Raw genomic sequence first — 25,544 nt, forward strand, 5'->3', positions numbered from 1 at the left:
GCATCAATTGAGGGCGGCCGTCACCACCACTTCGATCAGGTAGTCGGGATTGGCCAGCTTTGCTTCCACCGTCGCGCGCGGGGGCGTGTTGCCCTGGGGCACCCATTCGTCCCACACCTCGTTCATCTCGCCGATGCGGGTGACGTCGGTCAGGAAGATCTGGCACATCAGGATGCGCGTCTTGTCGCTGCCGGCCTCGGCCAGCAGGCGGTCGATATGACCGAGCACCTCGCGGGTCTGGCCGCGCAGGTCGGCCTTGGGATCCACCTCGGGAACCTGGCCGGCCACGTAGACCACGCCGTTGTAGACCGCGTATTCGGACAGACGCTTGCCCACGTGGGCGCGCTTCAGGGGGTAGGTGCTCATATCAGATTCTTCTCAGCAAAAAAATTCGTTACGTACCCAGGAAGAATTCCCGGGCAATGGCAATCTGGGCCGGATCGATAAACGTGGGCGCGTGCCCCACATCGGGGATTTCGACCGTCGACACCTGCTTGCCGCGTGCCACCATCTCGGCCACCGTCTCGCGCAGCAGCAGGTCGGACTGGGCGCCGCGCACGATCAGCGTGGGCCCTGGCACCGCCTCGAACATGTGCCACAGCACCTGCTCGCCGGCCTGCACCGCCTCGGGGGACGCCTCCTTGAACGGCACGGCCAGCGCGGGATCGTAGTGCAACCCCCACTCCAGCCCCTCGGCGCCCTGCACCGGCTTGAGGATGGCGCCGTTCAGTTCGCGCCATTGCTCGGGCGTATGCCGGCCGAACGACGTACTGATCGTCTGCAGGTACGCCAGCCCTTCCTCGAAGGTCTTGAACCGCACCGGCAGGCCCAGGTAGGCGCCAATTCGTTCCAGCGCCTGCGCGGCGATGCGCGGCCCCACATCGTTGAGCAGCAGCTTGCGCACCGGCGACTTCGGCAGGCCTGCCAGGCCCATGCCGATCAGCCCGCCCATCGACGTGCCGAACCAGTCCACCTGTTCGACGTTGAGCCGGGCGATCAGGGCGACCATGTCCGACACATACTGCGGCACCACGTAGTGATGCGGATCGGCCAGCCATTCCGAGCGTCCGCGGCCGGCCACGTCGGGGCACACGACGCGATACTCGTCGGACATCGCGCGCGCCAGCGCGTCGAAGTCGCGGCCGGTACGCGTCAGGCCATGCACGCACATCAGCACGCGCGGATTCAGCGGATCGCCCCATTCGTGATAGGCCATGCGATGCAGGCCCGCCGGGCTGAAGCACTGAACGAATCCAAGGCGCGGACTGGAAGACATCTGGGACTCCCCTGCTGGTGCCACCGCATCCCCTGCGGCGTGCGAGTTTTTCGGAATTTCTTGCCCCCGATGAAACACCGGGCAGAACGCGACGAAATACGGCGCCAGGCCAAAGCCGGATTGTACGCCCTGCGAGTACAATGCCACAGCACATCCTGACACTCCCGACGGAGGCTTACATGCTCAAAGGCAAGACGGCACTGGTCACGGGCTCGACCAGCGGTATCGGACTCGGCATCGCGCAGGCTCTGGCTGCGCAGGGCGCGAACATCATCGTCAACGGATTCGGTGATGCCGACGGCGCAAAGGCGGAAATCGCCCGCGCCGGCAGCGGCATCCAGGTGGGTTACCACGGCGCGGACATGAGCAAGTCCGCCGAGATCGAGGACATGATGCGCTATGCCGAGAAGGACTTCGGCGGCGTGGACATCCTGGTCAATAACGCGGGCATCCAGTTCGTGGCCAAGATCGAGGAATTCCCGGTCGACAAGTGGGATGCGATCATCGCCATCAACCTGACCTCCGCCTTCCATACCACCCGTCTCGCCCTGCCGTCGATGAAGGCCAGGAACTGGGGCCGCATCATCAATGTGGCGTCCACCCACGGCCTGGTGGCCTCCGCCGAGAAGTCGGCCTACGTGGCGGCCAAGCACGGCATTGTCGGCTTCACCAAGGTTACCGCGCTGGAAACCGCACAGACCGGCGTCACCGCCAATGCAATCTGCCCGGGCTGGGTGCTGACCCCGCTGGTGCAGAAGCAGGTGGAAGCCCGCGCGCAGAAGGAAGGCATCCCGGTGGAACAGGCCAAGCGCGAGCTGGTGCTGGAAAAGCAGCCGTCGGGCCAGTTCGTCACGCCGGAGGAACTGGGCGCGCTGGCGGTATTCCTGTCGAGCGAAGCGGCCAGGCAGGTGCGTGGCGCGATCTGGAACATGGATGGCGGCTGGGTGGCGCAATAAGGAGGCGGCGATGCAGCGTAGTCAATCGCGACGCCATGTCCTGCGCACCCTTGGCGCCGGGGCCCTGCTGCTGTCGCCGCTGATGGCGGTGGCCCAGGCCCCGAAGGCCCTGGCGATCGACGTCTACAAGAGCCCGACCTGCGGCTGTTGCGAGGGCTGGGTCAAGCACCTGCGCGACAACGGCTTCACCGTGGCCACCCACGACGTGGACGATACCGGCGTATATCGCAAGAAATATGGCATTCCCGAGCGATTCGGCTCGTGTCATACCGGCGTCATCCAGGGCTACGGCGTCGAGGGGCACGTCCCTGCCGCCGATATCAAGAAGCTGCTGGCAGCCAGGCCGAAGGCCGCCGGGTTGGCCGTCCCGGGCATGCCGGTCGGCTCGCCGGGCATGGAGTATGGTCCGCGCAAGGATCCGTTCGACGTGCTGCTGGTGAAGTCCGATGGCGCGGCGTCGGTCTTCTCCAGCTACAACAAGCCCTCGACCTGAGCCTTGGGCGCTTGCGCCGGCGACCCGGCCAGCGCCTCGGTTTCGTCCGAAGCAAAAACCCCCGCCGGGGCGAACCGGCGGGGGTTTTTTGTTTGAGGCTGCGTGCTCGAGGCAGCGGCGCTCAGATCAGTTCGGCTTCCGTCTTCGCCTGGACTTCCTCGCGCGACACGCCCGGCGCGGTTTCGACGAGCTTCAGCCCTTGCGGCGTCACGTCGATCACGGCCAGGTCAGTGATGATGCGGTTCACCACGCCCAGCCCGGTCAGCGGCAGGTTGCATTCCTTGAGGATCTTGACGTCCTCGGTGCCGTCTTTCTTCTTGGCCGTGTGTTCCATCAGCACCACCACGCGGCCCACGCCGGCCACCAGGTCCATGGCGCCGCCCATGCCCTTGACCATCTTGCCCGGGATCATCCAGTTGGCCAGGTCGCCGCGCTGGCTGACCTGCATCGCGCCCAGGATGGCCAGGTTGATCTTGCCGCCGCGGATCATCGCGAACGAATCGGCCGACGAGAAGATCGACGAGCCCGGCAGCGTCGTCACGGTCTGCTTGCCGGCGTTGATCATGTCGGCATCCACTTCTTCCTCGGTCGGGAACGGGCCGATGCCGAGCAGGCCGTTTTCCGACTGCAGCCACACTTCCATGCCTTGCGGCACATGGTTGGCCACCAGCGTCGGCAGGCCGATGCCCAGGTTCACATAGAAGCCGTCCTGCAGCTCGGCGGCCGCGCGTGCGGCCATTTCATCACGTGTCCATGCCATGATCTGTCTCCTTACTTGGCACGCACGGTGCGCTGTTCGATGCGTTTTTCGGGGCGGGTGTTCAGCACGACGCGGTGCACAAAAATGCCGGGCAGGTGAACGTCGTCCGGGTCGATTTCGCCGGTTTCGACGATCTCTTCCACTTCGGCGATCGTGATCTTGCCGGACATGGCGCACACCGGGTTGAAGTTGCGGGCGGTACGGCGGAACACCAGGTTGCCGGCCTTGTCGGCCTTCTGGGCCTTCACGATGGCCACGTCGGACACCAGCGACTGCTCCATCACGTAGGTATCGCCATTGAATTCGCGGGTTTCCTTGCCTTCCGCGACGATCGTGCCCACGCCGGTCTTGGTAAAGAACGCCGGAATGCCGGAGCCACCGGCGCGCAGCTTTTCGGCCAGCGTGCCCTGCGGCGTGAATTCGAGCTCGAGTTCGCCGGCCAGGTACTGGCGCTCGAACTCCTTGTTCTCGCCGACGTACGACGAGATCATCTTCTTGATCTGGCGGGTGGCCAGCAGCTGCCCCAGGCCAAAGCCGTCCACGCCGGCGTTGTTGGAAATGCAGGTGAGCTGCTTGACGCCGCTGTCGCGCAGCGCGGCGATCAGTGCTTCGGGGATGCCGCACAGACCGAAACCGCCCACGGCGATCGTCTGGCCGTCGCGTACGACGCCCGCGAGCGCCTCGGCGGCGCTGGCGTAGACCTTGTTCATGTTCGCTCCTTCCTCGGTAGTCCCGCTCTTGCGCGGCCGGTTGGCCACACGCGGAAATTGTAACGGTACAATCGGCGGTCAGGCGCCGCCGTTGACGCCCCAAAGGATACGTCAACGGATGCCGCGAACGCCATTACGTAAAAGTACATAAGGGATAATGCCGCCCATCGACTACCAGACCGCATTCCAGCTGGCGCCGGTCGGCCTGGTGCTCTCGCGCGCCCGGATGATCGAGGATTGCAACGACGAGGTCTGCCGGATCTTCGGCACCACGCGCGAAGCCCTGATGGGCCAGTCGTTCCAGGTGCTCTACCCCACCGCCGACGAATTCGAACGTACCGGCGCGCGCATCGTGCCGGTCATGAACACAAGGGGGCTGTATTCCGACGAACGGATCATGAAGCGCGCCAGCGGCGAGCTGTTCTGGTGCCATGTCACGGGCCGCGCGCTGGACCGCACCGATCCGCTCGGCGCCGGCATCTGGACATTCGAGGACCTGTCGCAGAAGCGGCCGGTCACGGCCGAACTGACCGCCCGGGAACGCGACATTGCCGCACAGCTGGTGGAAGGCAAGACCAGCAAGCAGATCGGCAAGCTGCTGGCGATCAGCCCGCGCACCGTGGATATCTACCGGGCGCGGCTGATGAAGAAATATGGGGCGCATACCGCTGTCGATCTGGTGCAGCGGCTGGTCAATCATTGACGGTTTGCGCCCCTCTCCCGCCTGGCGGGAGAAGGGGCCTGCCGATTGCGGATAAAAACCTAGGCCTCGATCAGCCGCCGGATCTCGTCCGGCACCGGCACCGATTTCTCCACCGCGTAGTCGCACCACACCACCTTGGCGCCGCCTTCCGCCCAGACCACATCGGGCAGGTCGGTCCGGCGGATCTCGATCTTCGTCTCGAAGCTCGACCGTCCCAGCTGGCCCGCGTACACCCGGCATTCGATATCGCCGGGGTAACGCAGCTGCTTCAGGAACGTCATGTGGGCATTGATCAGCACGGGGCCGTGGCCGTTACCGTCCCGCCCATTGCGTCCGATCGACGCGAACCACTCGATTCGCGCCTGCTCCAGGTAGCGGAAGTAGACGGTGTTATTGACATGGCCCATGGCGTCCATGTCACCCCACCGGATCGGCATCACGCAGGTGAAGACGTGCTTCATCAACGCTTGGCGATCGACGCTTCGGCCTTGGTCACCAGGTCGGCGCCAATCTGCTTCTTCCACTTGTCGTAGACCTTGGCCGTGGCCTTCTTGAACGCGTCGTGCTCGGCCGGCGAGAGCGAGACCACCTTCACGCCGTGCTGCTCCATGTCCTTCCAGGCCGGCGCGCCCGGCTCCACCAGCCCCTTGCGGGCCAGTGCGATTTCCTGCTTGCCGGCGTCGATGGCGGCCTGCTTCACGATCTCGCGGTCAGCCGGGGTCCAGCTTTCCCAGATCTGCTTGTTGACAACGAAGATCAGCGGATCGGCGACGTAGCCCCAGGTCGTCACGTACTTCTGGCCCACCGTGTAGAGCTTGGCGGCGGCGAACACGCTCTGCGGATTCTCCTGGCCGTCCACCGCGCCCGACGCCATGGCCGGCTGCGCATCGGCCCAGCTCATCTGCGTGGGGTTGGCGCCCAGCGCGTTGAAGGTCTCGATGTACAGCGGCGAACCCACCACGCGCAGCTTCAGGCCCTTGAGGTCTTCGGGCTTGCGGATCTCGTGTTTCGAATTCGACACTTCGCGGAAGCCGTTCTCGCCCCAGGCCAGCGGCACCACGCCTGCCTTTTCCAGCGTGCCGAAGATCGACTTGCCGACTTCGCCCTGCGTCAGCGCATCCAGCGCCTTGTAGTCGGGCATCAGGAACGGCAGCGAGAACAGGTTCAGTTCCTTGACCTGCGGCGACCAGTTGATGGTCGAGCCCACGGCCATGTCGATCACGCCCTGGCGGATGGCCGAGAACTCGCGCGTCTGGTCGCCGGCCACCAGCGACGTGCCCGGATACAGCTTGATGTTGATATGGCCGCTGGTGCGCTGGCGCACCAGGTCTGCCCAGATCTCGCCGCCCTTGCCCCACGGAAACGCGGGGCCCAGCACCAGCGACATCTTGTATTCGGGCTTGTAGGTCTGGGCCATGGCGGCCGGCGCGGCAAAGGCAGCGGCAGCGATCGAGGCGGCAACGGACAGCATCAGGGCACGGCGTTTCATGCGGGAATCTCCTCGTTTCATCTTCGTCTTGTCGTTCAAATCAGTAGCCCAGGTAGTTGGGCAGCCAGGTGGCCAGCGGCGGATAGGCCAGCACCATCAGCATGGCGATGAACATCGCCAGCAGCATCCAGATCACCCAGGGCACGGTTTCTTCCATGCGCACGCGGGCGATGCGGCACGACACCATCAGGTTCACGGCCAGCGGCGGCGTGAACTGGCCCAGCGCCACCTTCAGCGTCAGCACCACGCCAAACCATACCGGGTTCCAGTGGAAGGCGTTGGCAATTGGCAGCAGCAGCGGCACGAAGATCAGGAAGATCGAGATGCCGTCCAGGAACATGCCCACCGTCATCAGCAGCAGCACGATCAGCGCCAGCACGCCGTATTCGCCCAGGCCCGAATGCGCAATGGCGTTGGCCAGCGGGTCGATCACGCCCAGCGTGGACAGCGCGTAGGCAAAGATGCCGGCCAGCGCCACCACCAGCAGGATCACGGCCGACGTTTCGGCCGCCTCCTGGAAGATGGTGAACAGGTCGCGCATGCCGATGCTGCGGTAGATCACCATGCCGACGAACAGGCCGTAGACCACCGCCACCACGGCGGCCTCGGTCGGCGTGAACCAGCCCGCGCGCATGCCACCCAGGATCAGGAACGGCGCCACCAGCCCCCACGCGGCCTCGCGCAGGCTCTTCCAGAACGGCGGGCGCGGCAGTGCGGCCTCGATATGCCCCATGTTGTGCTTGCGCGCCAGCCACACGGCCGGCACGATCAGCGCCACGCCAGCCAGGATGCCCGGGATCATGCCTGCCGCGAACAGCGCCGGCACCGACGCGCCCGGCACCAGCACGCTATAGATGATGAAGGCCACCGACGGCGGAATCAGGATGTCCGTGGCCGCCGCGGCGCCCACCACCGCCGCGCTGTACGAGCCCGGATAGCCGGCGCGCGACATCGCAGCGATCATCACGCCGCCCACGGCCGCCGCATTGGCGGGCCCCGAGCCGGAAATGCCGCCCAGGAACATCGCCACCAGGATGGCCACCAGCGGCAGCATGCCCGGCCCGCGCCCGACGATGGCGATGGCAAAGGTCACCAGCCGCTGCGCCACGCCGGAGCGGTCGAAGATCGACCCGACCAGCACGAACATCGGAATCGCCAGCAGCGGATACTTGGCCAGCCCGGCATAGAAGTTCTGCGGCACGGCCAGCAGGCCGAACATCTGGGTGTCCAGATTCGACAGGCCGATGGCCACCAGGCCGCCCAGCCCCAGCGACACGCCAATCGGCACGCCCAGCAGCATCAGGCCGATGAACACCACGAAGAGAATGATGGCGACCAGTGTCATCGCGGCTGGCCTCCATCCTTGTTCGCTGCATGGAGCGCCTTCAGCGCGCGCACATTGCGCAGGGCCAGGGCCAGGGCGCGCAGCGCGATCGCACCCGACAGCACGGGCAGCCAGATCGAATACCACCAGCTCGGCACGCCAATGCCCGGCGAGGTCTCGCCGAACGCGTATTCATCCCATGTTATCCGCGCGCCCAGCACCGCCAGCGCCAGGAACATCACCGCCACGCCCACGGCCGACAGGACAGCCAGCCGCTTCTGCCGCGCCGCGCTGCCCCGCTCGAAGAAATACTCGATACGGATATTGCGGTCGCGCGCCACGGCGGCGCTGCCGGCCACCAGCGCCAGCACGATCATCAGGAAGACCGAGAATTCCTCGGTCCACGCGAACGATTCGTCGGTGAAATAGCGGACCACCACGTTGGCAAACGTGATGGCCACCAGCAACACCATCACAATGACGCCAACCCAGTCCTCGATACGCGGTGAAATGCGGAATTCGCTATCGCGCGCCTCGTCGGCGGCTTCGGGAACGATCACCGAATCGACAACGTGCTGCGGCCCGGCGTCGCGCCGTGCCAGTTCTTCTTGAGCCATCAAAACCCGGCCTCCGGTTCCGGGCCGCCTCTGGCCAGCTGGCCGTCCGAGACGTTTCTCCTGTTGCTTATTCTTCTAGGCCCGCCCCCTCCCCCCGAAGGGTCAGCGGTCAGACCATGCCATCGTCGGCAGTGACCACCGCGCCATTGATAAAGCGCGATGCATCGGACGCCAGCAGCAGCAAGAGGCCATCGAGGTCTTCGGGTTGGCCCAGGCGCTTGCGCGGCAGCATCTGGATCAGCTTCTGCCCCGCATCGGTATCCCAGTGGTGGTGGTTGATTTCGGTGTCGATATAGCCGGGGCAGATCGCGTTCACGTTGATACCGTGACGCGCCCACTCCAGAGCCATGGCCTTGGTCATGTGGACCACGGCGGCCTTGCTCATGCAGTAGACACCAATCTGCGACAGTACCTTGAGACCGGCCACCGACGCAATATTGACAATGCGCGCCTGTGGCAGCGGGTTGCCCATCTTCTCGGCGCCCTTGGCCCGCGCGATCATGCGCTTGGCCACTTCCTGCGCCACGAAGAACGCGCCACGCGTGTTGGTATCGAAGACGAAATCGAAGTCGTCGGCCGTGACGTCGGTGAGCTTCTGCGTGGTGGACACGCCCGAGTTGTTCACCAGGATATCGATGGAGCCAGCCTCGGTTTCGGCGTGCGCCACGGCAGCACGGATGCTGTCGGGGTCGGTCACGTCCAGCCGCACTACGTGCGCGCTGCCGCCATCGGCCTCGATCGCTGCCCGCAGCTCCTTGAGCCGCTCCACGCGGCGGGAGGCCAGGATGACCTTGGCGCCGGCAGCAGCCAGAACATGCGAAAACCGCGTACCCAGCCCGCTCGACGCCCCGGTCACGAGCGCGACCTTGCCTTCCAGATTGATCGACAAACCCATAGTTACCTCGGTGTGGGAGCAACCGCGCAGGCCCGGCACGGCCCGCTGTTCCGCATCGCGGGCGCCGGGGAAGGCACCTGCCGATGTGCGGCCGCAGCTTATCAAAAAAAAGAACGGTCGTTCAAAAAAATGTCTTGCCTGAGGGTGTCGAGTCCCGGACAATGCCGAAGATTCTAAGAACTTGGTCCCCAAAGGGAAAGAGGAAAAACGCCTAGATCCGGCCCGGTAACCCGCCGATCGCCAGGTCAGCGCGCATGCCGCGCCGGGCCCCCACCGGGCAGGCGCGTGCCGCCACACGTCGAACCCGCCTCGCCCCCCGCATGGTCCCCGGTTCCGCAGAACCACGATTACCGCATCCCACAATCCGCACGCCTGGAGAGGGCTGCACCATGCGGCAGTATTGCCGCCCAGAAGACACTGAGGGTAAGAGACAATGGATCAGCAACAGCTCGTCGAGCAGTTCGGCCCGCGCGAAGCCATGGAATATGACGTGGTCATCGTCGGCGGCGGTCCCGCCGGCCTGGCCACCGCCATCCGCCTGAAGCAGCTTGCCGCGGAAAAAGGCGGCGACGTCAACGTGTGCGTGCTCGAAAAGGGCTCCGAGCCGGGCGCGCATATCCTCTCGGGCGCCATCATGGACCCGATCGCGCTGAACGAGCTGATTCCGAACTGGAAGGAACTGGGCGCGCCGCTGAACCAGCCCGTCACCGAAGACAAGTTCCTGTTCCTGGACGAGTCCGGCTCCAAGGGTGCCCCGCTGCTGCCCGAGTGCTTCCACAACGAAGGCAACTACATCGTCAGCCTGTCGAACTTCGTGCGCTGGCTGGGCCAGCAGGCCGAGTCCCTGGGCGTGGAGATCTTCCCGGGCTTCCCGGCCGCCGAAGTGCTCTACAACGACGACGGCTCGGTCAAGGGCGTGGCCACCGGCAACATGGGCATCAACAAGGAAGGCGAGCCGACCGAGAACTTCCAGCTCGGCATGGAGCTGCATGCCAAGTACACGATCTTCGCCGAAGGGGCACGTGGCCACCTGGGCAAGCAGATCATCGCGAAGTACAAGCTCGACGCTGGCCGCGATCCGCAGAGCTACGGCATCGGCCTGAAGGAACTGTGGGAAATCGACCCGGCCAAGCACAAGCCCGGCCTGGTGGTGCACACGGCTGGCTGGCCGCTCGATCCGGCCACCTACGGCGGTTCGTTCCTCTATCACATGGAAGATGGCAAGGTCGCCGTCGGCTTCGTGGTGGGCCTGGACTACACCAACCCGTGGCTGTCGCCGTTCGAGGAATTCCAGCGATTCAAGACGCATCCGGAAATCCGCCAGTATTTCGAAGGCGGCAAGCGCATTGGCTACGGCGCCCGTGCCATCACGGCCGGCGGCCTGCTGTCGCTGCCGAAGACGGTGTTCCCGGGCGGCGCGCTGGTCGGCTGCGATGCCGGCTATCTGAACGCCTCGCGCATCAAGGGCAGCCACGCCGCGATCAAGACCGGCATGATGGCCGCCGAAGCCGCCTACGACGCGCTGCAGGCTGGCCGTCAGCATGACGAACTGACTGCCTACCCGGCCGCGTTCGAACAAAGCTGGCTGCACAAGGAACTGCTGCAGGCCAAGAACTTCAAGCAATGGTTCAAGAAGGGCCGCACCACGGCCACGCTGATGACCGGCATCGAGCAGTGGCTGCTGCCGAAGCTCGGCATCCGCAACCCGCCCTGGACCATCCACCGCACCAAGCCGGACCACGTGTACCTGAAGCCGGCCGCCGAGTGCCAGAAGATCGAGTACCCGAAGCCGGACGGCAAGCTCACGTTCGACCGCCTGTCGTCGGTGTTCATCAGCAACACCAACCACGAAGAGAACCAGCCCGCGCACCTGACGCTCAAGGACGCCAGCGTGCCGGTCAACGTCAACTGGGAAAAGTTTGCCGGCCCCGAGTCGCGCTACTGCCCGGCTGGCGTGTACGAATTCGTGCAGAACGACGATGGCAAGGAACGCCTGCAGATCAACGCGCAGAACTGCGTGCACTGCAAGACCTGCGACATCAAGGACCCGACGCAGAACATCGTGTGGGTTACGCCGGAAGGCGGCGGCGGCCCGAACTACGTGGGCATGTAAGTCGCGCTGCGCCCCCCCGCGCAGCAACGGAAACGCCGGCCAGTGGCCGGCGTTTTGCTTTGCGCGCCGCCGGCGTCAGACCGGCATGCAGGTCGTTGCCAGCAGCTGCTCGTAAATAAAGCACTGCAGCAGGGTCAGCTCGCGCTCCCCCAGCGCGTCAAACGCCACGCCGAATGCCGGGAATTCGTCATCTTCCTGCCCCGGCGCACTGCGCACCGTGGCATCGATCAGGACTTCGGCGTCCAGCGCGCCGGTGCGCAACTGGAAGCGCAGCCGCACCTTTTGCCCCACCGCCGGGGCGGGCGACGACGTCTGCACCAGCGCGCCGCCGGTGCTGAGGTCGGACAGCAGCCCCAGCCGCGCCATGCCCTCGCCCATGCGCTGGTCAACGCTCAGATCGGGGATGGTCTGGCCGGGGCCGTTGTCGATACCGTTGCCGCCGTCGCCACCTTCGTCCGCCTCGGCACTCGCATCGTCGGCATCGACCAGATAGGCCGCCAACCTTGTAGGCACGCGGGCAGCGCGGCGCACCGGCATCTGTTCGGTCTGGGCCGGCGCCGATAGCACCAGGTATCGGAACGGGCTGCGGCACACCGCCGTGACCGTCGAGGTAAAACTGTGGATGGCGTGCCCGGAGAATCCGCGCAGCAGCAGGTCTTCACCGGCACGTACGGCCAGTTCGCGCCCGCCAAGGGTCGGCCAGGTGACAAACAGCCCCTGTTCGATAAAGCCGATCAGGCGGCTTGCGGCGGCCCGCGACTGATCGCCCGGTGTTTTCACGTGCAGCAGCGTACCCACCTGCAGGCCCAGCGGTCCGGCGCTCAGGCGCGTGCCAGCCTGGGCGTCGGGTTCATTGCCGGCTTCCAGCATGTCGTCAGGCCGGCAGACCGTGCCGTGCCGGAACATCAGCGCCAGATCGCGTGCATCGGGGATGATGCTGCCGCTGCCCAGCATCAGGTTGCCCTGTCCGTCCAGCAAGGACCAGGGAAGCGGCTGCCCGACGGGCAAGTCTTGGGGCGTAAGCGGAATCATGGCGTGGAGGACTCTCCATGAAACGCGCCGGCGCACGATGCGCCAACGCGAGGAAATCGTGACGGACCTTTGTCCATCACCCAATGACGGACACACCGATCCTGATGCGTCTGCTATCGACCAATGTGACAGAACCTTGACCCCCACCTTGGGGGCGATCGCTTTCGGAACCATTTCATGTGCCGTCTTCGCCATTCGGCCATCAACAGATCAATCGCCGCTTGACGGGCATCATTCGACCTTGCAGAATCAGCATTCGATGAAAAGCTGTCAGACAGCCTGACAGCATCCCGGATCACTATGGATCGATTGCCCCGCCCCGCTTCGCTCGCCAGCCGCATCGCCCAGACCCTGCGCGACGACATTGCCGCCGGGCGCTTTGCCGCCGGCGCACGCCTGCCAGCCGAGGCGGCGCTGGCCGATGCGTTCGATGTCAGCCGGCCGATCGTGCGCGAGGCCATTGCCCTGCTGAAGGCCGACGGCGTGCTGATTACGCGCAAGGGCTCCGGGGCCTATGTGTCCGAGACGCCCGGCGGCCAGGTCTGGCGCGTAGCCAGCACGCCGGACGGCGGCCCGACCCTCGCGCAACTCTTCGAACTACGGCGCGTCGTGGAAACGGCCTGTGCCGAAATGGCGGCGCTGCGCCGGACCGAAGCCGATCTGCAGCGGATCCGCGAAGCGCTGGCCAGCATGGAGCGCCACGGCGCCGATTTTCCCAGCGCGGCGGCGGCCGACATCGCGTTCCATCACGCCATCGCGCAGGCCGCGCATAACCCGTGTTTCACGGGCCTGACCGACTTCGTCAGCCAGCAGCTGCTGGTGGCGCGCCAGCATGCATGGGAAAACAGCGCCCGGCTGCACGCTGCCCAGGGGACGCCGCGCGCCGCCGACGCCGAACATGCCGCGCTGGTCGATGCCATCGCCGCCAGCAACCCCGAAGCCGCGCGCGCGGCCGCCTCGGCCCACCTGAGCGCCGCCGCGCACCGGATGGGACTCGACTGAACACACAGACATCGGAAAAGTCCGAACAAAACAGGAGCAGACAGATGGAAAACGTGGATTGCGTCGTGATTGGCGCCGGTGTGGTGGGCCTGGCCGTGGCCCGCACGCTGGCGCAGCAGGGCCGCGAGGTCATCATCCTCGAAGCCGAAAACGCGTTCGGCACGATCACCAGCGCCCGCAACAGCGAAGTCATCCATGCCGGCATCTACTATCCCGGCGGATCGCTGAAGGCCGAGCTTTGTGTGCGCGGCAAAGCCATGCTCTATGACTATTGCGCCAGCCACCACGTGACCCACCAGCGTTGCGGCAAGCTGATTGTGGCCACCAGCGAGGCCCAGGTGGCCACGCTGGCCGGCATCCGCGCCAAGGCCGAGGCCAATGGCGTGCATGACCTGCGTCTGCTGACGCGCGACGAGGCGCGCGCCCTGGAGCCCCAGCTCGAATGCCATGCCGCCCTGCTGTCGCCATCGACCGGCATCATCGACAGCCACGGCCTGATGACCGCCCTGCTGGGCGATGCCGAACAGGCCGGCGCGATGCTGGCCGTGCAGTCGCCCGTGGTATCCGGTGCCGTCACGCCCGATGGCATTCGGCTGGACGTGGCCGGGGAAGACGGCGAAACGACGCTGCTGGCCCGCACGGTGGTCAACTCGGCCGGCCTGACCGCTCCCGAACTGGCGCGCCGCATCGACGGCATCCCGCCCGAGAACATTCCCGGCCAGTTCTACGCCAAAGGCTGCTATTTCACGCTGGCTGGCCGCGCGCCGTTCTCGCGCCTGATCTACCCGGTGCCCGAAGCCGCCGGCCTGGGTGTGCATCTGACACTGGATCTGGGCGGCCAGGCCCGCTTCGGGCCCAATGTGCGCTGGATCGAGGAGATCGAGTACAGCGTGCCACCGCACGATGCCGACAGCTTCTATGACGAGGTGCGCCGCTACTGGCCGGGCCTGGCCGATGGCGCCCTGCAGCCGGGCTACGCCGGTATCCGCCCGAAGATCAGCGGCCCGGGCGAGACAGCCGCCGATTTCCGTATCGACGGCCCGCAGGTGCATGGCGTTCCGGGACTGGTCAATCTGTTCGGGATCGAATCGCCGGGACTGACGTCGTCGCTGGCAATTGCCGAGAAGGTCGCCGGATTGCTGGCCTAAGCCTGCGTCGCAGCTTCCGGGTGGGCCTCCGGGCGCTCATCCCGGAAGCTCATCGCGGCGCAGCCGGCCCCAAGCGCCGCGGCCAGCGCCGCCAGGCCGAACGTGTGCATCGGCGCCAGCGTCTTCCACGTCCACCCCATGACCAGGCCGCCGAGCGTTCCGCCCAGACCGTAGGAAATGCCCGTATAAAGTGCCTGCCCGCGCCCTTGCAACGGCCCGGCGAACCAACGCTGCAGCCGCTTGAGGCTGGCGCTGTGGTGCGCGGCGAACGTGGCCGCATGCAGGATCTGCACGGCGGCCATCAGCCACGCGTACTGCGCGAAGTAGCCGGTCACCCCGAAGCGCACGGCCGCCAGCACGAAGGTGCCCGCCAGGATCGTGCGCAGTGCCAGCGCGCCAAAGAGCCGCCCCTGATAGAAAAAGAACACGATCTCGGCCACCACGCCGATGGTCCACATCACGCCAATGGCGATCTTGCTATAGCCCAGTTGCTCCAGGTACAGCGAATAGAACACGTAGAGCGCCGCGTGGGCGAACATCATCAGGAAGGCCGACGCCAGGAACCATGCGACGTCGGGCCGGCGCAGCAGCGGCAGCGCCGGGGGCGGCTTCACGCGCGGCCCTTCGTCTTCGGCATCGCGCAGCCCGAAGACCACCACAGCGAACAGCGCCAGCATCGCACTGGCCAGCCATGGGAAAGCCGGCATGCCGAAGTGTTCGAACAGCGCGCCGCCCAGCAGCACGGCCGCGATAAACCCCACCGAGCCAAACATGCGCACGCGGCCATAGCGGTGGTCGAACGCGCCATGGCGCCGCAGCGTGGAAATCGTCAGCGCATCGCCCAAGGGCGACATGGCACTGGTAATCAGGTTGAGCCCGATCATCATCGCCATCATGCCGCCGTAACTGTGGACGCCGGGCACGGCCAGGAACGCCAGCAGCGACGCGACGGCCGCCAGCCGCAGCAGCTTCACGCGCGTATGGGTGACGTCCGACAGCCAGCCCCACAGATACGGCCCGACGATGCGGCTCAGCTGGAAGCAGGCCATCAGTACGCCGATCTGCACCGGCGAGAAGCCGCGATCGGCGAAGAACAGGCTCACATACGGCGAGATGACGCCGACGTAGCCGTAGTAGCCGAGGTAGAAAAGTCCGAAACGGAGATAGGTGGCCGGGTCGATCGACCCCGGCCGGTATGAGGCGGTACTCAGGATTTGACCTGCGCCGCGATGCGCGGGGTCTCGACGCGCACGTCACCGCACTGGGCGCGATGGCGCAGCGCATGATCCATCAGCACCAGCGCCAGCATCGCCTCGGCAATGGGCGTGGCACGGATGCCCACGCACGGGTCGTGGCGGCCGAACGTCTCGACGCTGGCCGACTGGCCCGCCTTGTCGATCGATTCCCGCGCGGTGCGGATGCTCGATGTCGGCTTGATCGCCAGCGACACGGTCACGTCCTGCCCGGTGGAGATGCCACCCAGCACACCGCCGGCGTTGTTGGTGCGGAAGCCCTCTGGCGTCAGTTCGTCACCATGCACGGTGCCGTGCTGGGCCACGCTGTCGAAACCGGCGCCAATTTCCACGCCCTTGACCGCGTTGATACCCATCATCGCGTGCGCGATATCGGCGTCGAGCTTGTCGAACAGCGGCTCGCCAAGGCCCACCGGCACGCCGCTGGCCACGACCTCGATGCGCGCGCCGACGGAATCGCCATCGCGGCGCAGCGCATCCATATAGGTTTCCAGCTCGGGCACGATGTCGGCGTTCGGCGCGAAGAACGGGTTCTCCGGCACATGCTTCCAGTCGGTAAAGGGCACCTCGATTTCGCCGAGTTGCGACATGTAGCCCCGGATCTCGGTGCCGTACTGCTCGCGCAGCCACTTCCTGGCGATGGCCGCCGCGGCCACCACCGGCGCTGTCAGGCGGGCCGACGAACGGCCGCCGCCGCGATAGTCGCGGATACCGTACTTGTGCCAGTAGGTGTAGTCGGCGTGGCCCGGCCGGAAGGTCTCGACGATATTGCCGTAGTCCTTGCTGCGCTGGTCGGTATTGCGGATCAGCAGGCAGATCGGCGTGCCCGTGGTCTTGCCCTCGAACACCCCCGACAGGATTTCCACCTGGTCCGGCTCCTGGCGCTGCGTCACATGGCGCGACGTGCCGGGCTTGCGGCGGTCCAGATCGATCTGGATGTCGGCTTCGGTCAGCGACATGCCCGGCGGGCAGCCATCCACAACCGCGCCAATGGCCGGTCCGTGCGATTCGCCGAACGTGGTGACTGTGAAAAGCAGGCCGAGGGTATTGCCAGACATGGTTGAAATGCGCAGGAATTGGGGGACGGGCTACATTGTACGGCCATTAGCGTCCGGACAGACGCCTCGCCGGCCGCATTCCCACGCCGGATGCCGGCCCGACGCCAGCTCAGGCGCCTGCGGCGGCGGTGGCGCCAATGCCGGCCGCCGGCTTGCCGAAATCCGGTGCGAACACGCCGCTGCCGACGAAATCGGGATAAAACTGCGCCCGCATCCGTGCCAGATAGCCCTGCAGGTTGGCGTGCGACTGCGCGGCGGCACGGATGGGCGTCTCAAACACCGGCGACTGGAGGCTGGACGCAAACGCGAACAGGGTGGCGTCGGCGCCGCATGGCCGGTCGCCCATCAGGTACGGCTTGTCGCCGAGGATGTCGACCACGGCCTGCACGCCCTGTACCGCGATGGCCGTCATGTCGTCCACGCTATGGCGCCCCAGGCCCTGCGACCACAGCATCTGGCGCACGCGGCGCTTGACCAGCGCCTTGACCATGCCGCGCAGCGGCCCCGGCACCACGTTGAAAAATTGCGCCGGCCCGCGCTCGAAGTTGTCGCCTTCCAGCCAGCGCACGCGCGCCACGGCCCAGTAAAGATTGTCTTCGAGCAGCTTTTCCACCGCCCAGGCCGCGCCGCGCTCGGCCGGCGTCAGCCCCTCGTCGAAATCCACGTGATAGGTCTTCTCGATATGCCAGCGGATCAGCGTCGAATCGGCCACCTGCCGCCCCATGTCGTCCAGGTACGGCAGCTTGCCCTTGGGCGCCCGGCGCACGTTGCCGCGCTTTGTCTGGTAGGGCAGACCGGCCAGCTTCAGCAGCATCTCGGCCTTGATGACGAACGGGCTGGCGTCGGGCAGGCCGAACGCGGGACCAAACGTGAACAGGGTGATCATCGTTATTTCCAGTCGCCGCGCAGGGCAAGCACCATCTGTTGCAGACTTTCGGGGGTCGCTGCCTCCGGTGGCACCGGCTCGCCTACCACCAGTTCGAGCTTGCTCAGCAGGCCGCGCCGGAACGGCCGGGTCATGGCCGGCGCGCCCTTGCGTGAGAAGAAGCTGCCCCACAGGCCGCGCAGCGCCATCGGCACCACCGGCACCGGCGTGCGCTGGATGATCTGCGTGACACCGGTCTTGAACGGATTGATCTCGCCGGTGGCCGTGATCTTGCCCTCCGGGAAGATGCAGACCAGTTCGCCGTCTTCCAGCGCGGCTGCCACGGCGTCGTAGGCGCGCGCCAGCAGTGCGGGATTCTCGCGCGCCGGCGCAATCGGAATGGCCTTGGCCTGGCGGAAAAACCACGACAGCCCCGGCACCTTGAAGATATTGTGATCCATCACGAAGCGCACCGGACGCGGACTGGCCGCCATCAGCACCACGGCATCGGCAAAGCTCACGTGATTGCAGACCAGTACGGCGGCGCCCTCTTCCGGAATCCGCTCGGCATTCACGCGGCGCAGCCGGTAGATCGTATGCACGAGCAGCCAGGCGATGAAGCGCAACAGGAACTCGGGCACCAGCGTATAGATATAGATGGCCACCACGGCATTGAGCAGCCCCACCACCAGGAACAGCTGCGGGATCGAATAGCCGGCCTGCGTCATGAACACGCCCAGCAGCGACGCGCCGATCATGAAGAAGCTGTTCAGGATGTTGTTGGCGGCGATGATGCGCGCCCGGTGCGTGGGCGCCGAGCGGCTCTGGATCAACGCGTAGAGCGGCACGCTGTAGAAGCCGCCGAACATCGCCACGCAGAACAGGTCGATCAGCACGCGCCAGTGGCCGGACTGCGCGAGGAAGCCCCCCACGCCGCTGAGCGTGCCGCTCGTGGCATGGCCCTGCGTGGCGAAATAGAGATCCACCGCGAACACCGTCATGCCGATCGACCCGAATGGCACAAGGCCGATTTCCACATGGCGCCCCGACAGCCGCTCGCACAGCAGCGACCCGATGCCGATGCCGACCGAGAACACGGCCAGCAGCAGCGTGACCACGTTCTGGTCGCCGCCCAGCACATCCTTGGCAAAACTGAAGAACGACGTCAGGAAGGTGGCACCCAGGAACCAGAGCCAGGAAATGCCCAGCAGGCTCTGGAACGCCACGCGGCTCTGGCGCGCCAGGATCAGGTTGCGCCAGGTCTCGGTAAACGGATTCCAGTTGATGCGCAGGTCCGGCTGGGGCGCTGGCGACAGCGGCACGCCCTGCGACACGGTGCGCCCGGCCACCGCGATGACCACGCAGACGATACCCACGTAGAGCGGCCCGACCACCTTGCCATCGGCGCCAGTCAGGCCCGCCAGTTCGCCGCCCAGCAGCGTGCCCAGCAGGATGGCGACGAAGGTGCCCATTTCCACGAGCCCGTTGCCGCCCACCAGTTCGGTCTGGTCCAGATGCTGGGGCAGATAGGCGAACTTGACCGGCCCGAACAGCGTGGAGTGCAGCCCCATCAGGAACGTGCCCATGTAGAGCAGCGTGGCGCTGTGCAGGTAGAAGCCGGCCAGGCCCAGCAGCATGATGCCGATCTCCAGCGACTTCACCAGCCGGATCAGCCGCGATTTCTCGATCTTGTCGGCGATCTGCCCGCTGGTGGCCGAAAACAGCACGAACGGCGCGATAAAGATGGCGGAAATCAGGAAGGCGGCGCTATGCGGATCGACGCCGTCGAACAGCGCGGCGTGATAGGTGACCAGCGAGGTGAAGGCGACCTTGAAGACGTTGTCGTTCATGGCCCCCAGGAACTGCGTCCAGAAAAACGGGGCGAAACGGCGCACGCCAAGCAGGCGAAACTGGCTTTGTTGGCTCATCGATGGCAAACAGGATGTGGACCCCGGTGACCCGCCGGGGCATCAGTTCGCCGCCATCATGCCAGCAGCGGGCAGGATCGGCTATGGGGATGCGCCTAAATTAGACAAGTCTCACGCCGGAGGGAGTCCGATGCCGGGGGCGGCACCGGACCGGGCGCAAGCTCAGCGCGCCGGCTGTTCCTTTTCTTCCGGCCAGTCGCGGATGTACGCCTTGAGCATCTTGTTCTCGAAGCTCTGCTCCTCGACCACGGCCTTGGCCACGTCGTAGAACGAGATCACGCCCATCAACGTGCGTTTTTCGAGGACCGGCAGGTAGCGGGTGTGGCGCTCGAGCATCATCCGGCGCACCTCGTTGACGTCGGTTTCGGGCGTGCAGGTCAGCGGCGCGTCGTCCATGACCTTGCGGATGCCCACGGGGCCCAGCGTGCCGTTGTTGGCGGCCAGCACCTCGATGATTTCGCGGAAGGTCAGCATGCCGACGAGGTCGCCGTACTCCATGACCACCAGCGAGCCGATGTCGTGCTCTGCCATGGTCTGGATCGCCTGCTGCAGCGGCGTATCCGGCGTGACGGTAAAGAGCGTATTGCCCTTGATCTGCAGGATGTCGCTGACTTTCATGATGGTGTCTCCGGGGCTGCCTTGTATTGCAGGGTCTGTGGCTCAGGTTTGATGGTCGATGCTAGCCCAAACCGCCGTCTCAAGTAAAGCGAGCGTGGCCTCCAGAGGCCTGCCAGGCGGGCCCGGGGCCGCCATCCGGCGGGAAAAACCCGGGCTGCCCCGAGTGGCGCATGGTGCTAGGATGCCGTCGGAGACAACCACTCGCGGCCCGGCCAAACGGGCCCCTTCCCGCCATGTCCACATCGTCTGGCAGCCGTTTCGACACGCTGGCCCTGCACGCCGGCGCCGCGCCCGACCCCGCCACCGGGGCCCGTGCCACACCGATCCACCTGACCACGTCGTTCGTGTTCCGCGACAGCGAGCACGCGGCGTCGCTGTTCAACATGGAACGCGCGGGTCACGTCTATTCGCGCATCAGCAACCCCACCGTCGCCGTGTTCGAGGAACGCGTGGCCGCGCTGGAAAACGGCGCCGGAGCCATCGGCACGGCCTCGGGCCAGGCCGCTCTGCACCTCGCCGTGGCCACGCTGATGGGGGCCGGCTCGCATATCGTGGCGTCCACCGCGCTGTATGGCGGCTCGCACAATTTGTTGCACTACACGCTGCGCCGCTTCGGCATCGAGACCACCTTCGTCAATCCGCGCGATATCGATGCCTGGCGCGCCGCCATCCGTCCGGAGACGAAGCTGCTGTTTGGCGAGACGCTGGGCAACCCCGGCCTGGACGTGCTGGACATCGCCACCGTGGCCCAGCTTGGCCAGGAGCACCGCATTCCGCTGCTGGTGGATTCCACGTTCACCACGCCCTACCTGCTGCGCCCGTTCGACCATGGCGCCGGCCTGCTCTACCACTCGGCCACCAAGTTCCTGGGCGGCCACGGCACCACCATCGGCGGCGTGCTGGCCGAAGGCGGCACGTTCGATTTCGAGGCATCAGGCAAATTCCCGGAATTGTCCGAACCGTACGAGGGCTTCCACAACATGGTCTTCACCGAGGAAAGCACGGTGGCGCCATTCCTGCTGCGCGCGCGCCGCGAAGGGCTGCGCGACTTTGGCGCGTGCATGAATCCGATGGCCGCCTGGCAACTGCTGCAGGGCATCGAGACGCTGCCGCTGCGCATGAGCCGCCACGTCGACAATACGCGCCGCGTGGTGCAGTTCCTGGCCGGACATCCGATGGTGGAATCGGTGGCCTACCCCGAACTGGAATCTCACCCCGACCACGAACTGGCGAAACGGCTACTGCCACGCGGCTGCGGCGCCGTGTTCAGCTTCAACCTGAAGGCCGACCGCAAGGCCGGGCAACGCTTTATCGAAAGCCTGGCGCTGTTCTCGCATCTGGCCAATGTGGGCGATGCCCGCTCGCTGGTGATCCACCCGGCGTCGACCACGCACTTCCGCATGGACGCCGCTGCGCTGAAAGCCGCCGGCATTGGCGAAGGTACGATCCGGCTGTCGATCGGCCTGGAAGATCCGGACGACCTGATCGACGACCTGAAACGCGGTCTCAAGGCCGCCGAAAAGGCCATGGGGGGCAAGGCGTAATGAAACTGACCGTCTCCGGCCACGCGGCCTATGCCTACACGGGCGGCAAGCCGTTCGACCCCGCCCTGCCCTGCGCCATCTTCGTCCACGGCGCCCAGAACGATCACAGTGTCTGGGCGCTGCAGACGCGCTGGTTCGCCAATCACGGCTTCTCGGTGCTGGCCGTGGACCTGCCCGGCCACAACCGCAGCGCGGGCGCGCCGCTGACCACCGTCGAGGACATGGCCGACTGGGTCATGGCGTTGGCCGGCGCAGCCGGCGTCACGGCCCCGGCGCTGGTGGTCGGCCACAGCATGGGGTCGCTGATCGCGCTCGAATGCGCGGCCCGCCATCCGCAGGCCGTGCGCGGCATCGGGCTGCTGGCCACCGCCTATCCCATGAAGGTATCCGACGCCCTGCTCGACGCCGCGCTGCACCGCGAAGGCGATGCCATCGCGATGGTCAACCAGTGGTCCATTTCCAGCCTGGCCAGCAAGCCGTCGTCGCCGGGGCCGGGCGCATGGATGCACGGCGGCAGCCAGCGGCTGATGGAGCGCGTGAGCGCCCGCAACCCCGGCGCCCATGTGTTCCACACCGATTTCTCCGCCTGCAACGGCTATGCACATGGCGACGAAGCCGCCGCGGCCGTGGCCTGTCCGGCACTGTTCATCGTCGGCAGCAAGGACATGATGACCTCGCCGAAGGCGGCCCAGGCGCTGGCCGGCAAGATGCCCAGGGCCCGCGTCGTGACAGTGCCGAGCGGCCACGCGATGATGGGCGAAAAACCCGACGAGGTGCTCGACGCGCTGGCCGCGTTTGCAAGGTCTACACTGTAGAAGGATCGGAAAAAGACCAAAAATCAGGAGACTGCGATGGCCCAGGCCCATGCCAAGGAATTCGCCAGCTTTGCCGATTTCTATCCGTACTACCTGAGCGAGCACCGCGACCGCACCTGCCGGCGCCTGCATTTCGCCGGATCCACGCTGGCGCTGGCCTGCCTGGTCACGCTGGTGGTCACCGGCAACGCCTGGTGGCTGCTGGCCGCGCTGGTATCGGGCTATGCCTTTGCCTGGGTCGGGCATTTCGGCTTCGAGAAGAACCGCCCGGCCACCTTCCGGCACCCGTTCTACAGCCTGATGGGTGACTGGGTGATGTATGCCGATATCCTGCGCGGCAAGATTCCGTTCTGAATCCGTGCCGGCTTGCGGGCCCTGAGCGGCGCGCTCAGCCCTGCCCGTGCCGGCCCGGCGGCACCGCCTGGATCACCGGCCCTGCCGCTTCGTTGGCGGCCGCATCGGCGGTCTGGGCGCGAAACACGGCTTCCAGCGACTGGTCCAGCTGCGGGTTGTCCAGGATGCCGCGCAGCACTTCCACCCCCTGCATCTGCTGCGCCAGCGCCGTGCGCGGCAGGCGCGCCATGTTCAGCACCAGCCGGTCGTGCAGCGTGCGCAGCGTCACCTGCGACGGGTCGCACAGCAGCGCCCAGTGTGCCTGGCCATGGTCCTGCTGCAGCTTGCCCACCAGGTGCAGCGCCTTGAGCTTGGCCAGCAGCCCGGCCAGGTAGTCGGCCTCCACCCGCAGCTTGCGCCCCATGTCCAGCTCGCCCACGCTGCGCGGCACTTCCTCGCGGGCGCGGTACAGCACGTAGAGCACGCCCAGCGCGTCGAAGAACTCGCTGCCCGCGAACGTGCGACGGCGCCAGTGGCCCTCGCGGATGACCGGCAGGTTCGCCGCGATGGTGGCGCCCAGCAGCGTCACCAGCCAGCTCACATACATCCACAGCAGGAACAGCGGCAGCACGGCAAAGGTGCCGTAGACGGCCGTGTAGGTCGGAATATGGGTAATGAAATAGCCAAAGGCGCGTTTGGCCACCTCGAATGCCACGGCGGCCACGATGCCGGCGAAGATCGCGTCGCGCCAATCCACGTACGCATACGGCACAGCCATGTAGAGGAAGGCAAAGGCCAGCGCGGTCAGGCCGATCGGGATCAGGCCGACCACCAGGCTCATGCCGAACGGCAGGTTGCCGACGTAGCCCATCGAGACCGAGATCAGGTACGAACTGACCGACAGGCTGCCGCCGATCAGCACCGGGCCCAGCGTCAGCACGGCCCAGAACACCAGTACCCGCTGGGCCAGCGGGCGCCGCCGCTTGACACGCCAGATGGCGTTGAGCGCGTCTTCCACGGTCAGCATGGTCAGCACCGACGTCACCATCAGGCCGCCCAGCCCCAGTGCGGTCAGCCCGCGCGCGCTCTTGGAAAACTGCCCAAGGTAGCGCGACACCGAATCGCTGATATTGCCGCCCGGGATCAGGTTCTGGAACAGGAAGCCTTCGATCTGGCCCCGAAACTCGCGAAACACCGGAAACGCGGCCAGCAGCGCGAATGCCACGGTCAGCACGGGCACTACGGACAGGAACGTCGTAAATGTCAGGCTGGCGGCCACCTGCGGCAGCCGGTTTTCGCCAGCGCGGCGCAGCGCGTAGCGGGCCAGTGCGCGCACCTTCTGCAGGTTCCATTCCCTGCGCAGGCGGGCAATGCGGACAGCGGACATGCGGGGGCTTTCTCCGTGGATGTCAAATAAGGATGCGACGCCGATCCGTCGCTGCGCGCCGGGGCCGGGCACCGGCACGGCAGTGCGCGGCATCGGGGGCGTCACTTCCGGCAGCGCCCCAACTATAATACGCGGATCGTCCTGCGGCGCCGTTTCCGCCGTTCTCCACCTTGATCCATGGCGCCGGCCCCTGCCGGTCCCTGCCCGGCGCGCCTGTCCCGCTCATGACCGACATCCTCGTCCTTTACTACAGCCGCCACGGCGCCACCCGCAGACTCGCCGAACTGATCGCCACCGGCATCGAAAGCGTTCCCGGCGCCCAGGCCCGGCTGCGTACCGTGCCGCCCGTATCCACCGTCTGCGAGGCCACCGCGCCCGACATTCCGCCGGAAGGCGCGCCCTACGCGGAACTGCGAGACCTCGAAGAATGCGCCGGCCTGGCGCTGGGCAGCCCCACCCGCTTCGGCAACATGGCCGCGCCGATGAAGTATTTCCTCGATGGCACGGTCGCCCAGTGGCTGTCCGGCGCGCTGACGGGCAAGCCGGCCTGCGTGTTCACGTCGACCGGTAGCCTGCATGGCGGCCAGGAAACCACGCTGCTGTCGATGATGCTGCCGTTGCTGCACCACGGCATGGTGATCGTCGGCCTGCCTTATTCCGAGGCCGGCCTGATGACCACCACGGCCGGCGGCACGCCTTACGGACCCAGCCATCACGCTCACGTCGACAACCACGGCCCGGTCACCGACCAGGAAGCCGCGCTGGCCACGGCCATGGGCCGCCGGCTGGCGCAGACGGCCTTGAAGCTGGCCGCACGATGAAGACGCCCGACGATCGCTCGCTGCACAGCCCGCCGCTCTGGCGCCTGAGCCTGGCCAGCCTGATCGCGCTGATCGCGCTATGCATCGCCTGGGAATGGGTGCTGGCGCCCCTGCGCCCGGGCGGATCGTGGCTGGTCCTGAAGTGCGTGCTGCTGCTGCCGGTGGTGCGCGGCGTCTGGACGCGCAACCGCTACACCATGCAATGGTCGTCGATGCTGATCCTGCTGTACTTCACCGAAGGCATCGTGCGCGCCACCAGCGACCGCGCCCCGTCGTCGTGGCTGGCATGGGGCGAGGTGGCCCTGACGCTGGTGTTCTTCGTCGCCACGATCCTGTACCTGCGGCCCTACAAGCGCCGCGCCAAGGCCATCGCCAAAACGTCCCAACCCTCCTGATTGCCATGA

General features: G+C 66.3%; 27 protein-coding genes. 11 read left to right on the top strand and 16 right to left on the bottom strand.

Annotated features, from left to right (window positions below):
- Window positions 1-3: 3 nt before the first annotated feature.
- Complete coding sequence (locus BLQ58_RS07560; protein ID WP_092595873.1) at window positions 4-366, bottom strand: RidA family protein; 363 nt, start codon at window positions 364-366, stop codon at window positions 4-6.
- Window positions 367-394: 28 nt separating this feature from the next.
- A complete protein-coding gene (locus BLQ58_RS07565; protein WP_092595875.1) occupies window positions 395-1,276 on the bottom strand; it encodes an alpha/beta fold hydrolase in 882 nt (293 codons plus the stop codon).
- Between the two features lie 179 nt (window positions 1,277-1,455).
- Here BLQ58_RS07565 and BLQ58_RS07570 point away from each other — a divergent pair, with 179 nt between their 5' ends.
- Window positions 1,456-2,232 carry a 3-hydroxybutyrate dehydrogenase gene (locus BLQ58_RS07570; protein WP_092595877.1) on the top strand — a complete coding sequence of 259 codons (777 nt, stop codon included), beginning with the start codon at window positions 1,456-1,458 and terminating at the stop codon, window positions 2,230-2,232.
- Between the two features lie 10 nt (window positions 2,233-2,242).
- A complete protein-coding gene (locus BLQ58_RS07575; RefSeq protein ID WP_092595879.1) occupies window positions 2,243-2,725 on the top strand; it encodes a DUF411 domain-containing protein in 483 nt (160 codons plus the stop codon).
- A 121-nt stretch (window positions 2,726-2,846) separates the two neighbouring features.
- On the opposite strand, the gene BLQ58_RS07580 is transcribed toward BLQ58_RS07575, so the two are convergent.
- Both BLQ58_RS07580 and BLQ58_RS07585 read right to left on the bottom strand, forming a co-directional pair.
- On the bottom strand, window positions 2,847-3,485 hold the full coding sequence (locus BLQ58_RS07580; RefSeq protein WP_066738566.1) for a CoA transferase subunit B: 639 nt from the start codon (window positions 3,483-3,485) through the stop codon (window positions 2,847-2,849).
- A gap of 11 nt (window positions 3,486-3,496) precedes the next feature.
- Window positions 3,497-4,195 (bottom strand): CoA transferase subunit A, encoded by a 699-nt coding sequence (locus tag BLQ58_RS07585; RefSeq protein WP_092595881.1) that lies wholly within the window; start codon window positions 4,193-4,195, stop codon window positions 3,497-3,499.
- 157 nt (window positions 4,196-4,352) lie between these two features.
- Here BLQ58_RS07585 and BLQ58_RS07590 point away from each other — a divergent pair, with 157 nt between their 5' ends.
- The gene (locus BLQ58_RS07590) at window positions 4,353-4,898 is read left to right on the top strand and encodes a PAS and helix-turn-helix domain-containing protein (RefSeq protein ID WP_092595883.1); all 546 of its coding nucleotides are present in this window, start codon (window positions 4,353-4,355) and stop codon (window positions 4,896-4,898) included.
- Window positions 4,899-4,957: 59 nt separating this feature from the next.
- On the opposite strand, the gene BLQ58_RS07595 is transcribed toward BLQ58_RS07590, so the two are convergent.
- The 5 genes from BLQ58_RS07595 to BLQ58_RS07615 all read right to left on the bottom strand — a co-directional run bounded on the left by BLQ58_RS07595 (window position 4,958) and on the right by BLQ58_RS07615 (window position 9,223).
- The gene (locus tag BLQ58_RS07595; protein WP_092595885.1) at window positions 4,958-5,359 is read right to left on the bottom strand and encodes an acyl-CoA thioesterase; all 402 of its coding nucleotides are present in this window, start codon (window positions 5,357-5,359) and stop codon (window positions 4,958-4,960) included.
- Window positions 5,359-6,387, bottom strand: a complete 1,029-nt coding sequence (locus BLQ58_RS07600; protein ID WP_092595887.1) for a DctP family TRAP transporter solute-binding subunit — start codon at window positions 6,385-6,387, stop codon at window positions 5,359-5,361. Before BLQ58_RS07600 ends, BLQ58_RS07595 begins: the two co-directional genes overlap by 1 nt.
- A 40-nt stretch (window positions 6,388-6,427) precedes the next feature.
- A complete protein-coding gene (locus tag BLQ58_RS07605) occupies window positions 6,428-7,732 on the bottom strand; it encodes a TRAP transporter large permease (protein ID WP_175459856.1) in 1,305 nt (434 codons plus the stop codon).
- A complete protein-coding gene (locus BLQ58_RS07610) occupies window positions 7,729-8,328 on the bottom strand; it encodes a TRAP transporter small permease (RefSeq protein WP_092595889.1) in 600 nt (199 codons plus the stop codon). The genes BLQ58_RS07605 and BLQ58_RS07610 overlap by 4 nt, the downstream gene beginning before the upstream one ends.
- 109 nt (window positions 8,329-8,437) lie before the next feature.
- Window positions 8,438-9,223 (bottom strand): SDR family oxidoreductase, encoded by a 786-nt coding sequence (locus BLQ58_RS07615; RefSeq protein ID WP_066738575.1) that lies wholly within the window; start codon window positions 9,221-9,223, stop codon window positions 8,438-8,440.
- A 433-nt stretch (window positions 9,224-9,656) separates the two neighbouring features.
- On the opposite strand from BLQ58_RS07615, the gene BLQ58_RS07620 reads away from it, so the two are divergent.
- Window positions 9,657-11,336 (top strand): electron transfer flavoprotein-ubiquinone oxidoreductase, encoded by a 1,680-nt coding sequence (locus BLQ58_RS07620; protein WP_092595891.1) that lies wholly within the window; start codon window positions 9,657-9,659, stop codon window positions 11,334-11,336.
- Window positions 11,337-11,411: 75 nt separating this feature from the next.
- Here BLQ58_RS07620 and BLQ58_RS07625 read toward each other — a convergent pair whose 3' ends face one another.
- The gene (locus BLQ58_RS07625) at window positions 11,412-12,368 is read right to left on the bottom strand and encodes a flagellar brake protein (protein ID WP_092595893.1); all 957 of its coding nucleotides are present in this window, start codon (window positions 12,366-12,368) and stop codon (window positions 11,412-11,414) included.
- A gap of 300 nt (window positions 12,369-12,668) precedes the next feature.
- Between BLQ58_RS07625 and BLQ58_RS07630 the strand changes: the two genes are divergently transcribed.
- On the top strand, window positions 12,669-13,370 hold the full coding sequence (locus tag BLQ58_RS07630) for a FadR/GntR family transcriptional regulator (RefSeq protein ID WP_092595895.1): 702 nt from the start codon (window positions 12,669-12,671) through the stop codon (window positions 13,368-13,370).
- Between the two features lie 44 nt (window positions 13,371-13,414).
- Complete coding sequence (locus BLQ58_RS07635; RefSeq protein WP_092595897.1) at window positions 13,415-14,518, top strand: NAD(P)/FAD-dependent oxidoreductase; 1,104 nt, start codon at window positions 13,415-13,417, stop codon at window positions 14,516-14,518.
- On the opposite strand, the gene BLQ58_RS07640 is transcribed toward BLQ58_RS07635, so the two are convergent.
- The 5 genes from BLQ58_RS07640 to BLQ58_RS07660 all read right to left on the bottom strand — a co-directional run bounded on the left by BLQ58_RS07640 (window position 14,515) and on the right by BLQ58_RS07660 (window position 20,240).
- On the bottom strand, window positions 14,515-15,732 hold the full coding sequence (locus BLQ58_RS07640; protein ID WP_092595900.1) for an MFS transporter: 1,218 nt from the start codon (window positions 15,730-15,732) through the stop codon (window positions 14,515-14,517). The two genes, BLQ58_RS07635 and BLQ58_RS07640, sit on opposite strands and share 4 nt — an antisense overlap.
- The gene (gene aroC, locus BLQ58_RS07645; RefSeq protein WP_092595903.1) at window positions 15,726-16,829 is read right to left on the bottom strand and encodes a chorismate synthase; all 1,104 of its coding nucleotides are present in this window, start codon (window positions 16,827-16,829) and stop codon (window positions 15,726-15,728) included. Before aroC ends, BLQ58_RS07640 begins: the two co-directional genes overlap by 7 nt.
- 109 nt (window positions 16,830-16,938) lie before the next feature.
- A complete protein-coding gene (locus BLQ58_RS07650) occupies window positions 16,939-17,715 on the bottom strand; it encodes a glutathione S-transferase family protein (protein ID WP_092595906.1) in 777 nt (258 codons plus the stop codon).
- 2 nt (window positions 17,716-17,717) lie between these two features.
- Window positions 17,718-19,622, bottom strand: a complete 1,905-nt coding sequence (locus BLQ58_RS07655; protein WP_092595909.1) for an MFS transporter — start codon at window positions 19,620-19,622, stop codon at window positions 17,718-17,720.
- A gap of 162 nt (window positions 19,623-19,784) precedes the next feature.
- On the bottom strand, window positions 19,785-20,240 hold the full coding sequence (locus BLQ58_RS07660) for a CBS domain-containing protein (RefSeq protein ID WP_092595912.1): 456 nt from the start codon (window positions 20,238-20,240) through the stop codon (window positions 19,785-19,787).
- Between the two features lie 233 nt (window positions 20,241-20,473).
- Here BLQ58_RS07660 and BLQ58_RS07665 point away from each other — a divergent pair, with 233 nt between their 5' ends.
- The 3 genes from BLQ58_RS07665 to BLQ58_RS07675 are packed head-to-tail and all read left to right on the top strand — an operon-like array spanning window position 20,474 to window position 22,953.
- Window positions 20,474-21,784: an O-acetylhomoserine aminocarboxypropyltransferase gene (locus tag BLQ58_RS07665; RefSeq protein ID WP_092595915.1), complete on the top strand. Its 1,311-nt coding sequence runs from the start codon at window positions 20,474-20,476 to the stop codon at window positions 21,782-21,784.
- Window positions 21,784-22,599 carry an alpha/beta fold hydrolase gene (locus tag BLQ58_RS07670; protein WP_092595918.1) on the top strand — a complete coding sequence of 272 codons (816 nt, stop codon included), beginning with the start codon at window positions 21,784-21,786 and terminating at the stop codon, window positions 22,597-22,599. Before BLQ58_RS07665 ends, BLQ58_RS07670 begins: the two co-directional genes overlap by 1 nt.
- A 36-nt stretch (window positions 22,600-22,635) precedes the next feature.
- The gene (locus BLQ58_RS07675) at window positions 22,636-22,953 is read left to right on the top strand and encodes an Mpo1-like protein (protein WP_092595921.1); all 318 of its coding nucleotides are present in this window, start codon (window positions 22,636-22,638) and stop codon (window positions 22,951-22,953) included.
- 34 nt (window positions 22,954-22,987) lie between these two features.
- Here BLQ58_RS07675 and BLQ58_RS07680 read toward each other — a convergent pair whose 3' ends face one another.
- Window positions 22,988-24,319 (bottom strand): YihY family inner membrane protein, encoded by a 1,332-nt coding sequence (locus BLQ58_RS07680; protein WP_092595924.1) that lies wholly within the window; start codon window positions 24,317-24,319, stop codon window positions 22,988-22,990.
- A gap of 224 nt (window positions 24,320-24,543) precedes the next feature.
- Between BLQ58_RS07680 and wrbA the strand changes: the two genes are divergently transcribed.
- Both wrbA and BLQ58_RS07690 read left to right on the top strand, forming a co-directional pair.
- Window positions 24,544-25,140 carry an NAD(P)H:quinone oxidoreductase gene (wrbA, locus tag BLQ58_RS07685; RefSeq protein WP_092595927.1) on the top strand — a complete coding sequence of 199 codons (597 nt, stop codon included), beginning with the start codon at window positions 24,544-24,546 and terminating at the stop codon, window positions 25,138-25,140.
- The gene (locus tag BLQ58_RS07690) at window positions 25,137-25,535 is read left to right on the top strand and encodes a DUF2069 domain-containing protein (RefSeq protein WP_092595929.1); all 399 of its coding nucleotides are present in this window, start codon (window positions 25,137-25,139) and stop codon (window positions 25,533-25,535) included. Before wrbA ends, BLQ58_RS07690 begins: the two co-directional genes overlap by 4 nt.
- Window positions 25,536-25,544: the final 9 nt, after the last annotated feature.

The organism is Ralstonia sp. 25mfcol4.1 (assembly GCF_900104095.1).
Taxonomy (GTDB): domain Bacteria; phylum Pseudomonadota; class Gammaproteobacteria; order Burkholderiales; family Burkholderiaceae; genus Cupriavidus.